The following is a 20,184-nucleotide window of genomic DNA, read 5'->3' on the forward strand; positions in this document are numbered from 1 at the left end:
ACCATGCCTGCCATATGGTTAATTTAAGATTTTCTGCCGGTGCACTTCATACAGCATAATACCGGCAGCTACCGATACATTAAGCGAATCAAAGTTACCGGTCATGGGAATCCGTACCAAATGATCAGCATGTTTTAACACAAAGTCGCTTACGCCTTTGTCTTCCGAGCCCATAACGATGGCGAGTGGCAATGTAAGATCCGTATCCTGGATCAGCGTGCTGCCTTGCAGGCTCGCCGCCGCCAACTGTATACCGTTCAGGTGCAGCACATCGACCGCTTGTTCCACAGAAGCGACGCGGCATACCGGTATTCTCTCCAGTGCACCGGCTGACGCCTTGATGCCTTCTTCGGTAATGGCCGCAGTGTTACTTGAGGGAACCACCAGGGCATGAGCGCCGTAGCAATATGCCGAACGCGCAATGGCGCCCAGGTTACGGGTATCGGTAATGCCGTCGAGCAAAACAATAAGGGGTGTTTCCCCCTTGTCGACGGCCTGGCTGATGATCTCTTGCAGCGGCTGGTATTCAACGAGGCCGGCAATGGCCACTACACCCTGGTGGTTGGCCTGGGTAAAGCGCCCGAGCTTCTCCTGAGGTACCAGGCTTAATGCTATATTCAGCTCCCGTGCTTTCTTCCTGATAGCCGATATTTCGTCGCCCGTCGCCGTCTGCAGCAGGAATATTTTTTCCAGGTTGGCGCCTTGCTCCATAGCTTCCAGCAAGGGTTTCCGGCCGATGATCAGGCGGTTTTTGGGCAGGGAAGGGCCCGAACGTTTAAAAGGTGGTCTGTTCAAGGAAATTCATTTTACCGGACCTTACGCGGCCCTTGGTTCAGAAGGCAAAGGTAGCTTAAAAAAAGAGGCAGCCGGCAATAAGCGCCCGCTGCCCCGTTCTGTTGCATTAGTATCGTATTACCTCAGCGTCTTGCCTGCTACTGCAGCCGGCGACCACTGCTGCAGGAATTCCGCGATCTTCGCCGGACTGTGTCCCTTACCTTCTTCCAGGTAACCGGAGTTCTGGGTATGGATGCGATTCCCTTTATTGTCCAGGATCACAAATACCGGAAACCCGAAACGTTGCGGATAACCCAACCCGGCCCACAGCTTATCCCCGGCATTCTTCTTTTCATAATTCACATGTACCAGCACATAGTTATCGCTCATCAGCTTGCTCAGCGTATCGTTGCCGGTAACGGTCTGGTTGAAACGGGTACACCAGATGCACCAGTTGCCGCCGACCATCAGCATCACATTCTTGTGCTGTTGCTGCGCCTGCTTTACTGCCTGTTTAATATCGGCATTGGCATCGGCCGCAGGGTTGTACAGCTTTGCGCCCTCCCTGGCTTCCTGTGCCTGAAGCGTGTAACCGCCCCATAACAGAAGAATTGCTAAGATCCATTTTTTCATGAGGCAAAGGTAAACCCGGAGCGTATAGGCAGGGGTTAATGTTTTGCAATAGGCGCATAAGGCATGATGTTATCGTAACATGTAGCGGATACCGGCAAAGCCCCGTATGCCCTGCAGGGGAGCGTAGTTGTATTCTGTGTCGAAGGTGTAGCCTTTGGGATTGCTCACCGGATCGTTGACCTGCTTATCGAAAGGGTCGAAAGGACGCATAAAGGTTTCTTTCGGCACAAAGTTCAGCAGGTTCTTTACCCCGCCGTACAGTTCCAGCCCGCTACCTATTTTTTTAGTCAACTGTATATTGGCCAGGCAGTATAAGGGAGAATATTCGGGGCGGTAGTCGTCTTTCTGCAGGGGCAGGCGCATGGGGCCGTTCAGCTGCCCGGTAAGATCAATGATCCAGCGGTAGGGGAGGGTGTAGGTAATGGCATAGTTGCCCGACCATTTCGGCGCAAAGAGCTGGTTGCTCCTCACCATGAGCCCGCTACCGGCATCGCGGTTCATCTGGTAGACGTCCATATAGGTGGCGCCGGCCATTATATGCAAAGGTATGCTGAAGGTCATGCTCAGGTTGAGCGAAATGCCTTGGGATATGGCATGCCCGCTGAGGTTGCGGTAGAGGATCTTATTGGGATCGGTATTATAGTCGCCGGTAATCTTATTGGTGAAATAGCTGTAGAAAGCAGTCGCATCTACGTTGATAAAATTGTTGCCCAGCGGAAGTTGCAGCACATAGTTCAGGTTGCTGTTGTACGAACGTTCCGGCTTCAGGGCTTCTTCTATTTCCACTTTCCGTGCACCAGTGAGCGCCGCATGATCCTCGGTGAAGAGATTGACTACCCTGAAACCGGTCCCGAAGCTGGCTCTCAGTGTATTCCGGTCGTCGGGCGACCATTTATAGGCCAGCCGGGGCGAATGAATAGCATGGTGCACTCTGTCGTAATCGAAGCGGTAACCCAGCAGCAGCTTGTGGCGTCGGTGCAGCGACCATTCGTCCTGGATAAACACACCGGGCAGCGGCGTGCGTGAAGGGGCGTCTTCGCCCGATACGGTAGCCGTGCCGGGTGTATTGTCGTTATAGTAAGTATAGCGGAAGGAGGCGCCTGCCAGTAAGCTGTGCCGTCCCCATTGTTTGTCCCAATAGAGCTGTGCGAAAGCCACTTTCTGGTCGGCCAGGAAGGGTACGGTACCGTAGTAGGAATCCTGGTGATGGCCGATCACCGAGAATTGCGTCATGATCTTTTCCTTTAAGGGCAGCTGGTATTGGCCTATCAGCTCCCAGCGGGATGTGTAAATGCTTTCGCCATAAATACTGTCGCTGCCCCGCCAGGCCCGGGACCAGTCCATCTGGCCACCCCAACGGTCTTCGTATACATAACGGGCGGCAATGCTGGCTACACGGTTGTCTATGCGTGTAAAATCCCATTTATTAAAGACCGATATCCTGTTTTGCAGCGTGACATCTGTAAAGCCGTCGTGGTTGCGGTCGTAAGGTTGCTGGTAGTTGTAGTAGCTGACGCCAAGCAAGGTTTGCACCTTGCCCATCCTGGCTTTGAAGGAAAGGTCGGTATTGTATTCCTGCCAGGAGGTAGCCATCAGGTCGACACTGAACCGGGGCGCATTCTGCGGCGACCGGGTAATCACATTGATGATACCGCCCATGGCCTCGCTGCCGTAGAGGGAGGCGGCCGGGCCCTTAACCACTTCCAGCCGTTCCACAATACTGTTGGGAATGCCGCTAAGGCCATATACAGTAGAGAGGGCGCTCACAATAGGCATACCGTCGATCAGCACCAGGGTATAGGGGCCTTCCATGCCATTGATATGAATATCGCCGGTATTGCACACATTGCAATTGAGCTGCGGCCTTACGCCATTGATCATGCCCACAGCATCGAAAAGCGAAGGGCTCGGATTCTTTTTAAAGAATTTAGGGGTAAATATCTCCACCGGGATGGGACTTTCGGCCCGGCTTACCGGTTTCAGAGTGCCGGTCACTACCACTTCGTCCAGTCCTTGCTGTGGCTTTAGCCGTATGGTCACTGCACCCGCCGGTTGGTCGGTCAGCATATCGTTATCATATCCTGTATAGGAAACGATCAGGGGATAAGTTGCCAGGCTATCGGTTGTCGTCAGGCTAAACCGTCCCCTGCCGTCGGTGAACACTGCCTTGTCCTTTCCCTGGACACGTACCGTGGCGCCCGGTAACGACTCGCCGCTACGGCTGTCTACTACCGTTCCGGAAAGTACCTGGGCTTTTACCTGTAGAGAGATTATGAGTAGTAGAAATGTTAATTTTGATTTCATTGATTTTATTTCTTTTTGCAAAGGAAATAAAAATTTAGATTAGTCTAAAATAATTTTTAAGAATTTTTTGAAACGCCTCGCTTGCATCGGAATACCTAGCTTTGTAAGGCAAGGAAGAAAAATGATATTCAATTTCAGGATAAGCCATAACGGACCAGTTTCGGATCAGTTCTGGCTCAGGGAAACAGCAGACTTTCAGCAGGCGGCGGCCTGGGTGCGGCAATTGCCTTATCGCCGTAACCAGGCCAGGTTAGATCCGCTGGTGCTGTTCCTGGAGGGATATGGTACCTGCAGCACCAAGCACGCAGCGCTGCGCCGGCTGGCCGGAGAGCAGCAGCAGGATGGGGTACAGCTCTGCATGGGCATGTTCAGGATGAACAGGGACAATACACCGCGGGTAGCTGCAGTGCTGGACCGTTACGGCCTTGCCTATATTCCTGAGGCGCATAATTACCTGCGCATCGACGGCGCCATATACGATGCTACGCGACCCGGCGCCAGTGCTGCCGATTTTGAACCGGAGCTGATGGAGGAGTGTATCATCAGTCCGGATCAGATTGGCGAGTTTAAGGTGAATTATCATAAAATGTTTATCAACCGCTGGCTGGAGCAAATGGCGCTGCCCTACAATGCCGGTGCGCTATGGACGATCAGAGAAGCCTGCATCGCCGCTTTGTCCCGTTAAATACCGATCGTTTATGAGGTGTCTCTGTGTTTTCTTTCTTTGTTTTTTCTTAATGAGCAATCTTTCGAACGCCCGGCTGCCGGAGCCCGGGCAAAAGACGATCTATCTCTTCAGCGGTCTTGGCGCCGATTACCACGCTTTTGGCCGGCTGAGCCTCCCAGGCTATCACCTGGTCTATATCCGGTGGATCAGGCCTGAGAAAGGAGAAAGCATGGCGCAGTATGCAGGTCGTCTGCGCAGCCAGATCACGGTACCCCGTCCTATACTGATCGGACTTTCTTTCGGAGGGATGATAGCCGTCGAGGTGGCTAAGCAACTGCCGGCAGAGAAGATCGTATTGATCTCTTCGGCCAAGACCAGGAGCGATCTTGCCGCAGGCGCCAATTTTTTCTTCAAATGGAAGCTATACCGGTATATTCCCGGGCAGCTGCTGCAACAGTCCAATTTTATTGTCAATAAACTCTTTGGCGCCGAGACAGCTTCCGATAAGGAAGTGCTGGGCGCTATACTGGAAGATACCGACGTACCCTTCTTCCGCTGGGCCATGGACAATATCGTTCATTGGGATAATGAGACCATACCGCCACATCTCATCCATATTCACGGCACCGCCGACAGGATCATTCCTTTCAGCGCTGTAAAGGCCGATTATGCCATCGAAGGCGGCGGACACCTGATGGTCCTGAACCGTGCCGATACGATTAGCAGGATCATCCTCGATTTCCTTCATTCTTAATACCAACTTACATTTATACGACTATGTCCAACCGATTGCAATATGAGAGCAGCCCTTATTTACAGCAGCACGCCAATAACCCTGTCGACTGGTATCCCTGGGGCGACGAAGCCTTTGAGAGGGCGGCAAGGGAGCATAAGCCTGTGCTGGTCAGCATCGGTTATTCGGCATGCCACTGGTGCCATGTGATGGAACATGAGAGCTTTGAAGATCCTGGGGTCGCCGCATTCATGAACGAGCATTTTGTGAACATAAAGGTGGACCGGGAAGAGCATCCCGATGTAGACCACCTGTATATGGATGCTTTACAGGCAATGACGGGATCGGGCGGCTGGCCGCTCAATATGTTCGTTACGCCGGATCGTAAGCCTTTTTACGGGGGCACTTATTTTCCGCCGGAGCAGCGCTATGGCCGCAGCTCCTGGCGGCAGCTGCTTGAAGCGTTGCGCCAGGCCTGGCTGGAAAAACCGGAAGAGATACGGCTACAATCGGAGCAAATGCTGCAGCACCTGCGGCAGGCCTCACAGGTCGCCGCGGCTACAGGAGCGGAAGAAGAGCTAAGCCTGGCCCTGGTCGATACCATCGCGGACAACCTGCTGCAGCAGGCCGATAAGGAAGACGGAGGCTTTGGCCCCGCGCCTAAATTCCCGGCAACCGGATCGATCCGGTACCTGCTGGAGTACTGGCATTACCACCGGGAGCGACAGCCCGAACGCGCAGCAGCAGCACTGGAGCAGGCTTTGCTCAGCCTGGACAAGATGATCGCCGGGGGTATCTACGACCAGGTAGGTGGCGGCTTTGCGCGGTATGCAACCGACAGGGAATGGCTGGTCCCGCACTTTGAGAAAATGCTTTATGATAATGCATTACTGGTAATCCTGCTTTGCGATGCTTATCGCCTTACCGGGAATCCGGTATATGGCGAGGTGATCAGGGAAACCATCGCTTTCTGCTACAGGGAACTGGGCTTTGCCGATACGGGTGGCTTCTGGTGTGCGCTGGACGCCGATTCGGAAGGCGAGGAAGGGAAATTCTACACCTGGACTATAGAAGAATGGCAAGCGATAACACCTGGTATCCATCCGGCTGTGGCGCAGTATTTCGGTGTAACGGAAGCCGGGAACTGGGAAGGGACCAATATCCTGAACCAGGCCGTGCCCGCGACCGTGGTGATGGAGACCTTTTCGTTAACGCCAGATGAATGGCATGTTTTGTTACAACAGGCTAAAGAGGTGCTGTATGCTTCACGAAGCTGCCGGGAACGGCCAGGCACCGACGACAAGCAGCTTTTGTCCTGGAATGCGCTGATGAATATTGCCCTGGTGGAAGCTTCCCTGGCCCTGGATGATGCCGGCTATCTTGACGATGCAGGGAAGCATATGGCCTGGATGCTGAAGCATTTCAAGCGGGAAGACAGCAGCCTGGCACATGTATTCAAAGATGGCATTGCCCGTATTGCCGGAAAGCTGGACGACTATGCTTACCTGGTGAAGGCCCTCTGCCGCCTGGCTACTGTAGACGGAGCAACGCAATGGCTACAGGAAGCGGAGGAACTGATGCGCTATACAGATCGTTACTTCCTGCAGGAGGACAACCGGTTTTATTACTTTTCTTCGTCGGTGCAATCTGATATCCTGGTGCGGAAGACCGAGCTTTACGATGACGCCACGCCCTCGGCCAATGCGGTAATGATGGAAAACCTGTGGCTGATGGGCAACCTATACGAAAACGGAGGCTGGACTGCCCGCAGTGAGGCCATGTTGTATGCCATGAAACAGACGGTAATGCGTTACCCCGGCTCTTTTGCCCGCTGGGCTGTCTTCCTGCAGCAGTACCAGGTGGGGCTGATGCAGCTGGTCATTGCCGGTCCGGCAGCGCAACAAGCGCTGATCGCATGGAACAAAGCGTATGTCCCCGAAGTGGCGGCAGTAGCGGTAGCAGAGGACTACGCGAGCCTGCCTGCGGCTAAGGGTAAATTCAAGCCTGGTTTCGACTATTATTATTTATGTTCCGGGATGAGCTGTCTCCCGCCGGTAACCACACAGGAAGCTGTGATAGCGCTGCTGGAAAAACGACGGACCGGCGGGCGCTAAGATCATACCCGGCCGGGCCGGAAGATGCTATTCCGGCGCTTTCAGACAAAATATGTTCCAAACAGTTGTTTTGAAAAAAAAAAATTCTTTATTTAGCCCTCCGTTTCAACATAACTGTGTAGGAAAAGCAAAAAAAAATTAACGGTATTGTTGCATTTTCAAAAAATTATTTGAATATTGTGACCCGTTGCAGAAAATCACGTGGTAACCGAATGTGAGCAGGAGCAGTGTATTGTAAGGAAACGGGAAGAGGAAGAAATATATTGTGGAGGGGCATATTGTAAGGGGGATCAGGAACATTCCACACCAAACAAACAGACGGCCGGAAGGTAAAAGAACGAAAAAGCCTTTTTTTCATTCAGAGGTTTATTTTTCAAAACTTTGATTATCTTTCGTGCAAAATTGACCAGGTATCTCTTTATCAGTATTGATAAGATCATACATTACTTTAAAACACGGCAATGATTGCTTTTATATACAGGAGGGCAAATCTGAAACCGAAATGTATGGAGCAATAACAATGACAAAAAACACACAGATGAAACAACTCTCCCTGAGTATTGCCACAGTGGCTATGGCTATGTTCGCTGCCAGTTGCGGACAGCCTACATCGCAAGGTCAGTTAGTGGGCGACTATTCTAACAGAATGAATTATAAAGCCCCTACACCGGTTGGTATGGTTTTCGTAGAAGCAGGTGTACTGAAATCAGGCTACAGCGATCAGGATATTCAGAATTCTATGGATGCGCCGATCCGTACATTTAACATGACCGGCTTCTACATGGATGCTACCGAGATCACGAATGCGGAATATCGCCAGTTTACCAACTGGGTTCGCGACTCCATCGCGCATACGATATTGGGAGATTTTAAAGATAACGACGATGGTACCCAGAGCATCGATTGGGCCAATCGTTTGAAGTGGTCTGATGCCGATGTTCAGGATCAGCTGATGGGTATGTTTATCGATGCCGGACAAACCGGTACCGGTAAAAAAGAACTGGATGTTTCCAAGCTTGAGTATTTCAGCCGTAAATTTGATCTGGAAGGCTCTATTATGAATCCTGGTCAGCCCCGTACGAGCTTTGAGATTAAGAAGTCGGTTAAGGTGTATCCCGACACCACGGTTTGGCTGAAGCAGTTTGCTTATTCCAACAATGAGCCGATTACCCGTCAATACAACTGGTTCCCTGCTTTCGACGAATATCCTGTAGTAGGTGTGAACTGGATCCAGGCCAATGCCTTCTGTAACTGGCGTACCATGCTGTGGAAAGGAGAGCGCGAAAAACGCAAGCTTTACTTTGAAGGCGAATTCCAGCTGCCTACAGAAAGCCAGTGGGAATGGGCTGCACGTGGTGGTCGTCAATTGTCTCCCTATCCCTGGGGCGGACCATACACTATGAATCAGAAAGGTTGCTACCTGGCCAACTTTAAACCCGATCGTGGCGATTACTCTGCCGATGGTGGTCTGTATACCGTGAGAGCCAATGCTTACTGGCCCAACGATTACGGTCTGTACAACATGTCTGGCAACGTGGCCGAATGGACCCGTTCCATCTATGTAAGAGATGCATACAATGTCAATATGCTGTCCGACATGAATCCTGATATCAGGGCTCGTCTCAGCGAAACCGACCCCGCCTGGCAGCGCAGGGTAGTGGTTAAAGGCGGCAGCTGGAGGGATCCCGCTCCTTACCTGAATGTAAGCTATCGTGACTATGAATATGCGGATACCGCCAAAGCGTATATCGGTTTCCGTTGTGTATATGAGCAGGTTTACGGAGGCATCACCAATAACAATGGCAGGGCTTCCAGATAAGTGGGTTTGTTGCGGCGTGGATTCTATTTAATTATCATCTAATTTCAATCGTAAAAAAACAATTAAAAAGAAATGGGCTCAATATCTTTGTTTTTTGAAACCAAGCAAGGTAAATACATTAAAAATCTGATCATCGGTGTAGGTGCGGGCGTAGTACTTTTGGGTGCTCTCTTTAAAATCCAGCACTGGGAAGGCGCAAGTCTGATGCTTACTGTGGGTATGTGTACTGAGGCGTTCATCTTCTGTTTGCTGGGTATTCTTCCTCCGCATAAAGATTACTACTGGGAGCGCTACTATCCCAACCTGGACGAAAATCCCCATGTTGAAGCGTATAAGAAAGGCCTGAAGTTCAAGCCACCAGTGTCTGCCTTGGGCGAATCTGCCGGCGGTGGAAGCAACGCGACAGCATCGCTGGATAAATTGCTGGACGACGCCAACATCAACGCGCCTAACCTGAAACGCCTGAATGAGAATTTCCAACGTTTCGGTCAAACAGTAGAGCAGATGAAAGACATCACCGATGTTACTGCCGCTACCGGTACCTATTCTCAAAGCGCCCGCGAAGCTGCCGACGCCCTGGGACAAATGAAGAATACCTTCATTGGCGCTACAAACACATTGCAATCCTTTAATAATGCTGCCGACAGTACGGCACAATTCCATCAGCAAGTGCAGGTATTGTCTAAAAACCTGGGTTCGCTGAACCAGATCTATGAGGTAGAGCTTCAGGATGCTAACAATCACCTGAAGGCGATGAACAAATTCTACAGCAACCTGGTAAACGCTTCCGATGCTATGGCATCCAGCGCTTCCGATGCCGTAGCTGCTAAAGAGCAGATCGCGACCCTGTCTAAGAACCTGGCACAGCTGAATAACATCTACGGTAACATGCTGAGCGCTATGCAAGGCCGCTAAGTACCGGTGGTGTATTGTTAACCCACAACTATGGAGCCTTCCGGAAATACCGGCCGGGCTTCCTGTAAAAAAGTTTTTAAAACAATAGAAAAAGTTAAAGGATGGCTTTACCTAAAGATCCCCGGCAGTTGATGATCAACCTGATGTATTTGGTGTTGACAGCCATGCTTGCCTTAAATATTACCAAGGAGGTCCTTACGGCCTTCATGACCATCAATGGGAGTATCGAGAAATCCAATACCACGATCATCGATAAAAACAACGCCTTTTATAAGTCTTTTGATGAAGCGGAAGCAAGTTCTGACCGCGCAAAAGTGAAACCGTATAACGATAAGGCGAAAGAGATCAAAGCGAAATCTGAAGAACTGTACAAATTCTTGGATACCTGGAAAGAAGATATCATTACGAAATCAGGAGGCTGGGATATCGTGAACGGGATAAAGGAAATTAAAAGTCCCGAAGATATCAATACGCCAACTATGCTGCTTGTGGAAGAGAAGAAGGGCGATGATATCAAAAAAAGGCTTACAGAATTCAGTCAATATGTACTGGAACGCGTGGAAAACCCTGCTGATAAAGACCGTCTGACAAAGCAGATTCCGATCCAGATCAAGGATCTGCCCAAAACAGAAGACAATCCGAATGGCGACTGGACCTATGGCACTTTCCACAACATCCCTGTAGTGGCTTCGGTAGCGATGTTCTCCAAGTTTCAGAACGACGTGAAGAATACGGAATCCATGGTGCTCGATTACCTGGCTTCCCAGGTTTATCTGAAAGACATCAAAATCGATGCATTTGTTCCGATGGCGACGCCTAATACCAGCTACGCATTGGAAGGTCAGGAGATAGAAGCGACACTTGTTCTGGCTGCTTATAATAAGAATATCAATCCCAGGATCACTTCTTCAGCCGGAGCTGTTAGTGTCAAAGAAGGTGTCGGTACGCTTAAATTTAAAGCTTCCGGAGCAGGCCCCAAAACGGTCAATGGCGTCATGACTATGGAGACCAACGGAGAAATTAAAAACTATCCTTACAAGTTTAACTACACGGTGGGTTCTGCCGGCGCCTCTTTGCAGCTGGATAAGATGAACGTAATGTATATTGGCGTACCGAACCCTATGACACTTTCCGCTTCGGGTTATAATATCGAAGATGTAAAGCCCGTAATGCCCTGGGCCGAGCTGACCAGCACCGGCAAAGGCAAATATGAGGCCAAAGTGAACAAGCAGGGTACCTTTGACTATACGATTGCGGCATCTGGTCGCGGTGGTAGCACAGGCGGTACGGTCAGCAGCGGCAAGATCAGGGTGAAGTACATCCCTGCGCCTACGGCTACTGTGGGCGGTATCTCAAGTGGAAAAATGGAGACTGCCAAAGCGAAGGCCCAGCAAGGGGTGATTGCCAAACTGGAAAACTTCGATTTCGACACCCGCTTTGAAGTGCTGAGCTTCCGCTTTGCTTACATACCCAGGAATGGAGAATACGGTGAGGCTGAGAATCCGGGCGGCGCCAGGTTTAATGCTGCTGTACGGGCATATATGGATCGTTCGAAACCTGGTGATAAATGGATATTTGAGAACATCAAGGTAAAAGGTCCTGACGGCCGGGTACAGACCGTAAACTCGATAACAATAACGTTGATTTAATTATTCTTAATAAATTTAGGGAACATGAACATCCTGAATAAAATTGGTTTGACTTTAGGGATCCTTTCTATGGGCAGCATGGTGTTTGCACAAAATCCATCGGTAGCTGACCCGTCTCAGCCACAGGCTTCTGCCGATGCTGTGAATGCCACCTGGAAGCCGTCCCTGGTAAAGGATGGGATTATCGATAAAGTACCGCATCTGAATAAGACGATGGGAATGACCGATATCCGCGAAGCGGATGCGGCCTGGAAACGCCGGGTTTGGCGCCAGATCGATGTCCGTCAAAAGCAAAACCAGGCCTTTGTTTACGAAGGTGACGAGTACTCTGGCGGTGGCTCTTTTATTGAGATCCTGATCGATGCGGTAAAGAAAGGCAAGATTTCTGCCTACGGTACCATGGATGACCGGTTTACTACACCTCTGGATATGGAAGCCTTTGAGAAGACGATCGGCGGTACAGAAGATTCGACCATGGTAGAGGATCCTATTACAGGCGAACAAACCTGGGTTAAGGTTCGTAAGGAGTTTGATATCAATTCTGTTACGAAATACCAGATCAAAGAAGACTGGATCTTCGACCGCAATACCGGTCGCATGGTGGTACGCATCATTGGTGTCGCCCCGCTTCAGGATCGTATGGATGATAACAACAACCTGAGAGGCTCGCTACAGATGTTCTGGCTGTATTACCCTGATCTGCGTAAATTGCTGGCCAACTATGAAGTGTACAATCCCCAGAACGACCTGCACCGCATGTCCTGGGCCGATTTCTTCGACGGTCGCTATTTTGCGAGCTACGTGGTTAAGACCTCTGCCAACAATGCCCGCGGTCTTAAATTCAGCGGTGACCTCCGTGGCCTCGAAGAAGGTGATAAGGCAATCGAAGTGCTGCGCGAAAAAGAAGATGATATGTGGCAACGCTAAGCCTCATGTTTATAGAAAAAGCCGGGACATATGTTCCGGCTTTTTTATATCCCGTTTTTTACATTTTGCAAACAAAAATTGCCAGTCAATTGACTAAGTTTGCACATTTATATGCCCCGGACTATAGGGCTATCGATTAATCCAACCCAGTGTTAATGAAAAGAGTTGTTGCAGTCTCCCGGTTCTTCATGATCTTGTCTTTGGCGGGTTTGGCCGGCAGGGGCGAAGCCCAGATCTGGAAGAAGATATTACCCGATAAAAAAGACGAGAAGCAGCAGGTACAGGATGACAATGCGCAGGCGGTGATCCAGCAGCTACGTGCAGACATCGGCTACCTGGCTTCCGATCAGCTGGAAGGCCGGCGCACCGGAACCAAAGGCGAAGCGTTGGCCGGCATGTATATCGAAAAGCGGATGGGGCAGATAGGGCTGATGCCTTACGGACAGAACTATCGCCGCCCGTTCAAATTTGAATGGGGTAAAGAGCTAACGCCCGAGCTGCGTTTCTCCATCAGCAATAAATATATTTCTGTACCCGAAGATGCTTTCCCCGCGCCATTTTCTGCGGCAGCAAAGGATGAGAATTATGTATTGCCGGAAAGTATGGAGTCCAATAGCCCCTGGCTCGTTCCCTTATACGAATCGGAGACGGATGCAGATAATCCGCATTTTGACTGGGAAAAGCAGGCCTTCGACCGCGCCCGGAAAGCTGCAGAAAGAGGGGCGACTTCTGTATTGTTTTACGACAAATATGGCAGCAAATATTTTCCGGCATTCAGCAAAAGGACTGATTACGAAGGCCTGGATATCCCGGTAATGGTGCTGAGCAAAAAGATCTACGACCTCTATGTCAAAGACATGAAAGTGATGCAGCCCGTGATGATGAATATTACCTTCAGAAAGGAGTTCCGCACGGGAACCAACATCGTAGGCTATATCAATAACAATGCGGCGCAAACGGTGGTCATTGGTGCACACTACGATCACCTGGGCTATGGAGAAGACGGCAGCTCGCGGGCTACCGATGGTGTAAAAGCGATACACAACGGAGCCGACGACAATGCCAGCGGGGTAGGGGCTATGTTGGCGGTTGCCGCTAAGATAAGGCAGTCCGGTGCGAAGAAATATAATTACCTCTTTGTCGCTTTCTCGGCCGAAGAGCTGGGCCTGCTGGGATCGAAGGCATTTGTGAAGGACAAGGATTTCAATCCGCGCAAGGTGGCCTATATGATCAATATGGATATGGTAGGCCGCCTGAGCCCCGATCGGAAGCTGACGATAGGCGGCCTGGGCACATCGCCTGTATGGCCCAGCGCTATTGCGGGTATCAATAGCAATTTCAAGATCGTAAAGGATAGCTCCGGCATTGGTCCCTCCGATCATACTTCCTTCTACAACGACAGTATACCGGTCCTCTTTTTCTTTACCGGTACGCATGCCGACTATCACAAGCCGAGCGATGATGCCACCAAGATCAATTACGTGGGCACGAAGGATGTAGTCAACTATGTATTCGGCGTTACAGCAGCCATGGAAAAGCAACCCGCCCCCTTGTACACGGCTACCCGTAATACAACCATGACCCGGACCAGCTTCAAGGTAACCCTGGGCATTATGCCGGATTACAGCTACCAGGAAGGCGGCGTGCGTATCGATGGCGTGATCGATGGCAAGGCGGCAGCAAAGGCAAAGCTGCAGCAGGGCGATATCATATTGCAGCTGGGCGCGGTCAAGATCAACGGCATGCAATCCTATATGGAGGCGCTGGGCTCCTTTAATCCCGGCGACAAAACAACCGTTAAGGTAAAACGCGGTCCCACCGTACAGGAGTTCCCGCTTGCCTTCTAACCCCGGAGATGTTATTATAGAAGCCGCCCTTCGCCATACGGAGGGTGGCTTTGCTTATCCCGGGCCGGGTGTAAAAAAATATGGTGTTTCAAGGGTTTTAACCTATTTTAGCAATACGAAAATTGAGTGCTTTCCGAAGATATGCAAGCGAATAGAGAGATACAGGCGCTGCTGCACCTGGTAGACGACCCGGACAGAGAAGTGTTTGATACCGTAGCCAGCCAGCTGCTCCGCTATGGCAAAGAGATTATCCCCAACCTGGAACAGCTATGGGAAACGACGGAGGATGAGGATGTGCAGTACCGCATCGAGAACCTGATCCACAGGGCCCTATTCACCGAGCTGCAGCACGAGTTTGCGGCCTGGGCGCGCGAGCCGGCGCCTTCGCTGTTTAAAGGCGCCGTGCTGGTAGCCAAATACCGCTATCCCGAGCTCAACATTCAGCAGCTGATGAAGCAACTGGACCAGATGCGCCGCAATATCTGGCTCGAGCTCAACTACTACCTCACGCCGCTGGAGCAGATCAATGTGGTCAACAGCATTCTTTACAATTATTACAAGCTGCAGGGCAAGGAGATCACAGAGCGGGATCCCAACCTGTTCTATATCAATGCGACCCTGGAAAGCAAGCAGGGCAACGCCTTTTCCATAGGAGTCATCTACCTTTCCCTTTGCGAACTGCTGGATATTCCCATCTTTGCCGTAGGGTTGCCCCGGCAGTTTGTGATCGCCTTTTTCGATACCCAATACCACTTCATGACGCCCGATACGGAACCGGTGCAAACCATCCAGTTCTATATCGACCCGGTGAATGGCATGGTCTATACACAAAACGATGTAGAGGTATACCTGAAAAAGATAGGGGCGGGGCATGAAGAGCATTTCTTCCAGCCGCTGAGCAATAAAGAGGTGATCATCCGTATGCTGGAGGAAATGGCGCTGACTTACGACTATGCCCATGAAGAAGATAAGGCGCAGGAAATGCATCAGCTCATCAGCGTGCTGCGCAGCGATTAACGATTACCAACGCCATCCGACAACCGTTGTTTCAATAATCGTTTTTTGCCACAACGTTTTGCTCCTGCGGAACATAATCGTGGATGATATCATTTTCTGCAACCGTTTTGCGCTATAGCGGAAGATCGTCGATATCGTTTGTGCATTTTTTTGTAGAAAAATTTCATAATTCGGTAAAACAGGCGTATCTTTGCGCCGGCAAGTCTTATACGACCAGCTCCTGTTGAACCTCCCCAGGGCAGGAATGCAGCAAGGATAGATGGTTGAGCGGTGCGATATAAGTAACTTGCCATTTTTTTATTTAAGATCATGAGTATAATTGATCTGTCCTTCTCTTTTTTTCGTTAATAACCGATACGATATATGAAATTCTTCATCGATACAGCCAATCTCGCACAGATCAAGGAAGCACATGATCTCGGCATATTGGACGGTGTAACGACCAATCCCTCCCTGATGGCGAAGGAGGGGATCAAAGGCCAAGAGGCTATCCTGCAACATTACAGGGATATCTGCGGTATCGTGGATGGCCCGGTAAGCGCCGAAGTGCTCGCTACCGATTTTAAAGGTATCGTTGACGAAGGCATGAAGCTGGCGGCTCTGCACGCAAACATCGTGGTAAAGGTGCCTATGATCAAAGAAGGGATAAAGGCGATCAAATACTTTTCCGATAACGATATCAAGACCAACTGTACCCTGGTATTCTCGGCAGGACAGGCCATAATGGCCGCTAAAGCCGGTGCGACCATGGTGTCCCCCTTCATTGGCCGCATCGACGATGCCAACTGGGATGGGGTACAGCTGATCGAGCAGATCGTGAACGTGTACAACGCCCAGGGCTTTATGACCGAAGTGCTGGCGGCTTCTATCCGTTCTCCTTTACACATTGTAAAATGTGCTGAAGTAGGCGCCGATATCTGCACCTGTCCCTTGAGCTCTATACTGGGGCTGCTCAACCACCCGCTTACCGATATAGGGTTGGCCAAGTTCCTGGAAGACGCTAAGAACCTTTAAGCAACAAGCGGTTACAAGGCAACAATATTCCTTTTTCAACGTTATTTCAGTTACATTTGCGTATCCCTCATGCAAGGGATACGCTTTTTTTTAAAGACGCTACAGGTCGGGAACAATCTATCGTTATGATCGAAGTTAAAAACGTACAGAAGAGCTTTGGCGACAAAAAAGTACTGCAGGACGTCAATTTTGTGATGGAGGCGGGTAAGACCAACCTGATCATCGGCACCAGCGGTAGTGGCAAAACGGTACTGATGAAGTGTATGATCGGTCTCTTTATGCCCGATTCGGGCCAGATCCTTTACGAAGGGCGCGACATGATGCAGATCGACGAGAAGGAAAAGAAAGAGATACGGCAGCAGATCGGTATGCTGTTTCAGGGCTCGGCATTGTTCGATAGTAAAACGGTGCAGGATAATGTCATGTTCCCCCTGGACATGTTCACCAATCAGCGGTACCGGGAAAAGATGCAGCGTGTGCAGGAAGTGCTGGATCGTGTGAACCTTAAAGATGCCAACCGGAAATTCCCGGCCGAGATCAGCGGCGGTATGAAGAAACGCGTAGCGCTGGCGCGCGCCCTCGTGCTCAATCCCAAATACCTTTTCTGTGACGAGCCTAACTCGGGCCTGGACCCGCAAACCTCGATGGTGATCGACCGGCTCATCAGCGAGCTGACCAAAGAGTACAATATAACTACCGTGATCAATACGCATGATATGAACACCGTAATGGAAAGCGGCGATCATATCGTATACATGCACCAGGGCAAAAAACAGTGGGAGGGCTCCAATAAGGATATTATCTTTAGCAAGGACAAATTGCTCAACGACTTTATTTTTGCCTCCGAATTTCTGCGCGATGCAAAGGCCAAGCGTATGGAAGAAATAGAAGACAAGCAATAACATGACGCACGAGGATCAGGCAACAGGTAAACCAAAGCAGCCCAATAACCCCTTGCATGGCGTTACCCTGCAGGCTATACTGGAACATTTGCTGGCTTATTATGACGGTTGGGAACAGTTGGGATACAATATCCCGATCAATTGTTTTACAGATAATCCCAGCATGAGCTCCAGCCTTAAATTTCTTCGCCGCACGCCCTGGGCGCGCAAAAAGGTGGAAACGCTTTATCTGGCCACCCTGGATTATATCTGAATCGATTATGAGGCCGCCGGCAAGGGCAGCCTTTTTCTTTGTGTGGCAATGGGAAGGAGCTCCTTGCCGCGCTTATTGGCCGTTTTCTGAAAGACGAGCTTGTTACGGTAATCTGCATTGTCCCCCAATTATCGACATTTTTCGTCTTTTAATATCCAGGCTGGTCAAATCGTTAAAACATTATATCCCGCAAAAAAGAAGAGGCCACCCATAAGGGCAGCCTCTCTACTATTGCCAAACAAAACACGGTTTATTGCTTGCTGATCTGCATCGAGCGGGCGCCTTCGCTGCCCTTGATGAGCAGGTAATAGATGCCGGCATTCAGGTGTCCGGTCTCTACTTTGTTGATACCGGAATGGATCGGCTGATGATATACGGTCTGACCCAGCACGTTAACCAGGCTCAGCTCGCTGTACTTGCCGTTCTTACAATCCAGGTACAGGGTTTGTGTTACGGGATTGGGGTATACATTAATACCGTCTTCCTTACCCAGGCGGCTAATGCCAAGACCATGTTTCGGAATGATCTCATCTTCCGTTTGTCCGAAATCGTTGCCGTTACTACTGTAGTGTCCTGCTGCGAGTGTAATGGTCGCAGAAGGGGTAGTTCTGTAGTTCATCGCTTCGGGATATACGGTATAGCTGCCTTCGGGTATATTGCTGAAGGCGTAGTCGCCGTCGGCATTGGTATAAACCGATGCGATCACCTTGTTGGTATTATCGCGTAGCAGCACCAGCATATCGGCTACGCCTGTTGCGGTGCCCTTACCCGCACCCATGCTGATATTGCCGCCTACAAAGCCCGGGCCTGAGGTTACAGTACCGGTCAGCATAACGATATCCCGGTGCAGACTAGCGCCGCCGCTGTGGAATATGGGCGTAGCGCTACCCCAGTATGGGCTGGAATAATGGTAGGTAGGAATGAAGCCGGTAGTGCCGGGTGTTTGACCCAGAACCGCTGCTTTTACATAATAAGTGCCTGCAGGCGCATTATGGAAGCCGTAATGCGGATTGTAAATGCTGCGGTAAAGCGAATCGATGGCAGTAAGCGTATTGGCTGTGCTGTCGTACCGGATCAGCCATACTTTAAATGAATCGGTAGGATTGCCGATGCTCAGGGAGTCGTAGTAAATATTACCGGAGATCTCGTTATTTTGGCCACCTACGACTATCGTATAGCTAATGCTGTCGTGGCAATACTGTGCCATTGTAAAAGAGTCTACCCAGGTATCAAAAAGGGTAACGGTATAGCTGCCAGGTGCTGAATAAGTGTGCGACGGATGATATAATGACGATGAGGTGCCGTCGCCAAAATGCCAGTTGGTGCCATTGAGCGCCATCGTGCCCACACTATTGGAAGTATTGGTAAAATTGACGGTATTACCCGAAACCGCATAGGTAAAATTGGCGTGCAGGGAATCACATACGTTGCTGCTGCCACCGCCGGTGATCGTAATATTGTAGGTCACGCTATCGGAGCAGATTTGGGTCATATTCAGAGAATCTGTCCAGTTGCTGATCAATGTAACGGCATATACACCGGGAGCGGCATAGGTATGTGAGGGGCTATACTGTGTAGAGGTGCTACCATCGCCAAAATGCCAGCTGGCGCTGCTCACAAATACATTGTTCAGCGCATTGGATGTATTGTGAAATTGTGCAGTAGTACCGCCCAAAAGAGAAACGGTATAGTCGGCGTGCAGGGAATCACATACGTTGCTGCTGCCACCGCCGGTGATCGTAATGTTGTGGGTTATGGTATCGCTGCAATACTGGGTCATGGTCATAGAGTCTACCCAGCGATTGATCAGGGTAACTGTATAAGTACCGGGAGCTGCATAGGTATGTAAAGGCTGCAGCTGGGTAGAGGAGCCGCCATCGCCAAAGCTCCAGCTCGCGCCGTTTATAAAGGCTGTCGTACTGCTGGTAGAAGTATTGATGAATTGTGCGGTGCTACCCGATACTGTTGCATAGAAATTGGCATGCAGGGAATCGCAGTTCAGGCCGGGAATGTAGATATTCTGCCCGTTGTTGTAGGTACATCCGCCTCCGGTGGCCTGGAGGGTAAGGTTGTAACTGCCGCCTACTGCGTAAGTGTGGGTTACGGGGCTGCCTGTCGCGGTACCGCCGTCGCCGAAGTTCCAGGAATAGGTCATGCCCGGGGTACCGGCCGGCGTGGTGGCCGACATGGTAAAGGAGCCGCCACCATTGTTGATGGTAGTTACATAGGTAGCGCAGGGAGAGTAGCCTACCGTTACCTGATGAAAGATAGTGTCGATGCAGGTTGCAGCCGGGTTGAGGCTGTCGTGCAGCTCAATCCGGAGCATAGCATTGTAGGTCCCGGGCGCTGCGTAATTGTGGCTGGTAGTCGTGTTGAAATTGTGCTGGCTGCTGTTGTCGCCGAAATACAGGGTGAAATGAGGCACGCTACCAGGCGGATAGCTGCCGGGGCTAGTGTTGGTAAAATTGACCTTTAAAAGGTCGTTGCCTGACGGCGCTGAGGCCCAGCTGAATTGAGGATTGCACTGTGCGCGCAATAAAGCTGGACTGAAGCATGCCAGGCAGAGGAGTGCCATAATACATTTTTTCATGTTCCTTTTTTTTAGTGATCGAAATT

At 50.5% G+C, this 20,184-nt stretch carries 16 protein-coding genes and 1 other RNA gene; 13 read left to right on the forward strand and 4 right to left on the reverse strand.

Features of this window, described 5'->3' with window-relative positions; genetic code table 11:
- Nucleotides 1-18 precede the first annotated feature (18 nt).
- The 3 genes from rlmB to DZK30_RS12850 form a co-directional block, all read right to left on the reverse strand.
- Nucleotides 19-795, reverse strand: coding sequence for a 23S rRNA (guanosine(2251)-2'-O)-methyltransferase RlmB (rlmB, locus tag DZK30_RS12840; RefSeq protein WP_240432918.1), 777 nt, complete (start codon nt 793-795; stop codon nt 19-21).
- 117 nt (nt 796-912) lie between these two features.
- The gene (locus DZK30_RS12845; RefSeq protein ID WP_118974519.1) at nt 913-1,407 is read right to left on the reverse strand and encodes a thioredoxin family protein; all 495 of its coding nucleotides are present in this window, start codon (nt 1,405-1,407) and stop codon (nt 913-915) included.
- 69 nt (nt 1,408-1,476) lie between these two features.
- A complete protein-coding gene (locus tag DZK30_RS12850; protein ID WP_118974520.1) occupies nt 1,477-3,711 on the reverse strand; it encodes a TonB-dependent receptor in 2,235 nt (744 codons plus the stop codon).
- Between the two features lie 121 nt (nt 3,712-3,832).
- Here DZK30_RS12850 and DZK30_RS12855 point away from each other — a divergent pair, with 121 nt between their 5' ends.
- The 13 genes from DZK30_RS12855 to DZK30_RS12915 all read left to right on the forward strand — a co-directional run bounded on the left by DZK30_RS12855 (nt 3,833) and on the right by DZK30_RS12915 (nt 17,568).
- Nucleotides 3,833-4,396, forward strand: coding sequence for a hypothetical protein (locus tag DZK30_RS12855; RefSeq protein ID WP_118974521.1), 564 nt, complete (start codon nt 3,833-3,835; stop codon nt 4,394-4,396).
- Between the two features lie 52 nt (nt 4,397-4,448).
- A complete protein-coding gene (locus tag DZK30_RS12860) occupies nt 4,449-5,132 on the forward strand; it encodes an alpha/beta fold hydrolase (protein ID WP_162903059.1) in 684 nt (227 codons plus the stop codon).
- A 23-nt stretch (nt 5,133-5,155) separates the two neighbouring features.
- Nucleotides 5,156-7,225, forward strand: a complete 2,070-nt coding sequence (locus DZK30_RS12865; RefSeq protein WP_118974523.1) for a thioredoxin domain-containing protein — start codon at nt 5,156-5,158, stop codon at nt 7,223-7,225.
- Between the two features lie 538 nt (nt 7,226-7,763).
- Complete coding sequence (gene porK, locus DZK30_RS12870; protein ID WP_118974706.1) at nt 7,764-9,044, forward strand: T9SS ring complex lipoprotein PorK/GldK; 1,281 nt, start codon at nt 7,764-7,766, stop codon at nt 9,042-9,044.
- Between the two features lie 72 nt (nt 9,045-9,116).
- Entirely contained in the window at nt 9,117-9,959 is an 843-nt protein-coding gene (porL, locus tag DZK30_RS12875) for a type IX secretion system motor protein PorL/GldL (protein WP_118974524.1), read from the forward strand.
- Nucleotides 9,960-10,060: 101 nt separating this feature from the next.
- A complete protein-coding gene (gene porM, locus DZK30_RS12880) occupies nt 10,061-11,608 on the forward strand; it encodes a type IX secretion system motor protein PorM/GldM (protein WP_118974525.1) in 1,548 nt (515 codons plus the stop codon).
- 24 nt (nt 11,609-11,632) lie between these two features.
- Nucleotides 11,633-12,535, forward strand: coding sequence for a type IX secretion system ring subunit PorN/GldN (gene porN, locus DZK30_RS12885; protein WP_118974526.1), 903 nt, complete (start codon nt 11,633-11,635; stop codon nt 12,533-12,535).
- Between the two features lie 155 nt (nt 12,536-12,690).
- Nucleotides 12,691-14,382, forward strand: coding sequence for a M20/M25/M40 family metallo-hydrolase (locus DZK30_RS12890; protein WP_118974527.1), 1,692 nt, complete (start codon nt 12,691-12,693; stop codon nt 14,380-14,382).
- Nucleotides 14,383-14,523: 141 nt separating this feature from the next.
- Nucleotides 14,524-15,399 carry a transglutaminase-like domain-containing protein gene (locus DZK30_RS12895; protein ID WP_118974528.1) on the forward strand — a complete coding sequence of 292 codons (876 nt, stop codon included), beginning with the start codon at nt 14,524-14,526 and terminating at the stop codon, nt 15,397-15,399.
- 196 nt (nt 15,400-15,595) lie between these two features.
- An RNA gene (gene ffs / locus DZK30_RS12900) (signal recognition particle sRNA small type) lies at nt 15,596-15,694 on the forward strand.
- A 68-nt stretch (nt 15,695-15,762) separates the two neighbouring features.
- Nucleotides 15,763-16,413, forward strand: a complete 651-nt coding sequence (gene fsa / locus DZK30_RS12905) for a fructose-6-phosphate aldolase (protein ID WP_118974529.1) — start codon at nt 15,763-15,765, stop codon at nt 16,411-16,413.
- A 125-nt stretch (nt 16,414-16,538) separates the two neighbouring features.
- On the forward strand, nt 16,539-17,315 hold the full coding sequence (locus DZK30_RS12910) for an ABC transporter ATP-binding protein (RefSeq protein ID WP_118974530.1): 777 nt from the start codon (nt 16,539-16,541) through the stop codon (nt 17,313-17,315).
- A 1-nt stretch (nt 17,316) separates the two neighbouring features.
- Nucleotides 17,317-17,568, forward strand: coding sequence for a VF530 family protein (locus DZK30_RS12915; RefSeq protein ID WP_118974531.1), 252 nt, complete (start codon nt 17,317-17,319; stop codon nt 17,566-17,568).
- A gap of 250 nt (nt 17,569-17,818) precedes the next feature.
- Here DZK30_RS12915 and DZK30_RS12920 read toward each other — a convergent pair whose 3' ends face one another.
- The gene (locus DZK30_RS12920; protein WP_118974532.1) at nt 17,819-20,158 is read right to left on the reverse strand and encodes a PKD domain-containing protein; all 2,340 of its coding nucleotides are present in this window, start codon (nt 20,156-20,158) and stop codon (nt 17,819-17,821) included.
- Nucleotides 20,159-20,184 lie beyond the last annotated feature (26 nt).

This window comes from Taibaiella koreensis, assembly GCF_003545715.1.
Classification (GTDB): domain Bacteria; phylum Bacteroidota; class Bacteroidia; order Chitinophagales; family Chitinophagaceae; genus Taibaiella; species Taibaiella koreensis.

What these genes read in the sequence shown, in the direction of transcription:
- DZK30_RS12845 (WP_118974519.1), bottom strand. Translation starts at nt 1,407, where the DNA reads ATGAAAAAATGGATCTTAGCAATTCTTCTGTTATGGGGCGGTTACACG.
- DZK30_RS12850 (WP_118974520.1), bottom strand. Translation starts at nt 3,711, where the DNA reads ATGAAATCAAAATTAACATTTCTACTACTCATAATCTCTCTACAGGTA.
- DZK30_RS12855 (WP_118974521.1), top strand. Translation starts at nt 3,833, where the DNA reads ATGATATTCAATTTCAGGATAAGCCATAACGGACCAGTTTCGGATCAG.
- DZK30_RS12860 (WP_162903059.1), top strand. Translation starts at nt 4,449, where the DNA reads ATGAGCAATCTTTCGAACGCCCGGCTGCCGGAGCCCGGGCAAAAGACG.
- DZK30_RS12865 (WP_118974523.1), top strand. Translation starts at nt 5,156, where the DNA reads ATGTCCAACCGATTGCAATATGAGAGCAGCCCTTATTTACAGCAGCAC.
- porK (WP_118974706.1), top strand. Translation starts at nt 7,764, where the DNA reads ATGAAACAACTCTCCCTGAGTATTGCCACAGTGGCTATGGCTATGTTC.
- porL (WP_118974524.1), top strand. Translation starts at nt 9,117, where the DNA reads ATGGGCTCAATATCTTTGTTTTTTGAAACCAAGCAAGGTAAATACATT.
- porM (WP_118974525.1), top strand. Translation starts at nt 10,061, where the DNA reads ATGGCTTTACCTAAAGATCCCCGGCAGTTGATGATCAACCTGATGTAT.
- porN (WP_118974526.1), top strand. Translation starts at nt 11,633, where the DNA reads ATGAACATCCTGAATAAAATTGGTTTGACTTTAGGGATCCTTTCTATG.
- DZK30_RS12890 (WP_118974527.1), top strand. Translation starts at nt 12,691, where the DNA reads ATGAAAAGAGTTGTTGCAGTCTCCCGGTTCTTCATGATCTTGTCTTTG.
- DZK30_RS12895 (WP_118974528.1), top strand. Translation starts at nt 14,524, where the DNA reads ATGCAAGCGAATAGAGAGATACAGGCGCTGCTGCACCTGGTAGACGAC.
- fsa (WP_118974529.1), top strand. Translation starts at nt 15,763, where the DNA reads ATGAAATTCTTCATCGATACAGCCAATCTCGCACAGATCAAGGAAGCA.
- DZK30_RS12910 (WP_118974530.1), top strand. Translation starts at nt 16,539, where the DNA reads ATGATCGAAGTTAAAAACGTACAGAAGAGCTTTGGCGACAAAAAAGTA.
- DZK30_RS12915 (WP_118974531.1), top strand. Translation starts at nt 17,317, where the DNA reads ATGACGCACGAGGATCAGGCAACAGGTAAACCAAAGCAGCCCAATAAC.
- DZK30_RS12920 (WP_118974532.1), bottom strand. Translation starts at nt 20,158, where the DNA reads ATGAAAAAATGTATTATGGCACTCCTCTGCCTGGCATGCTTCAGTCCA.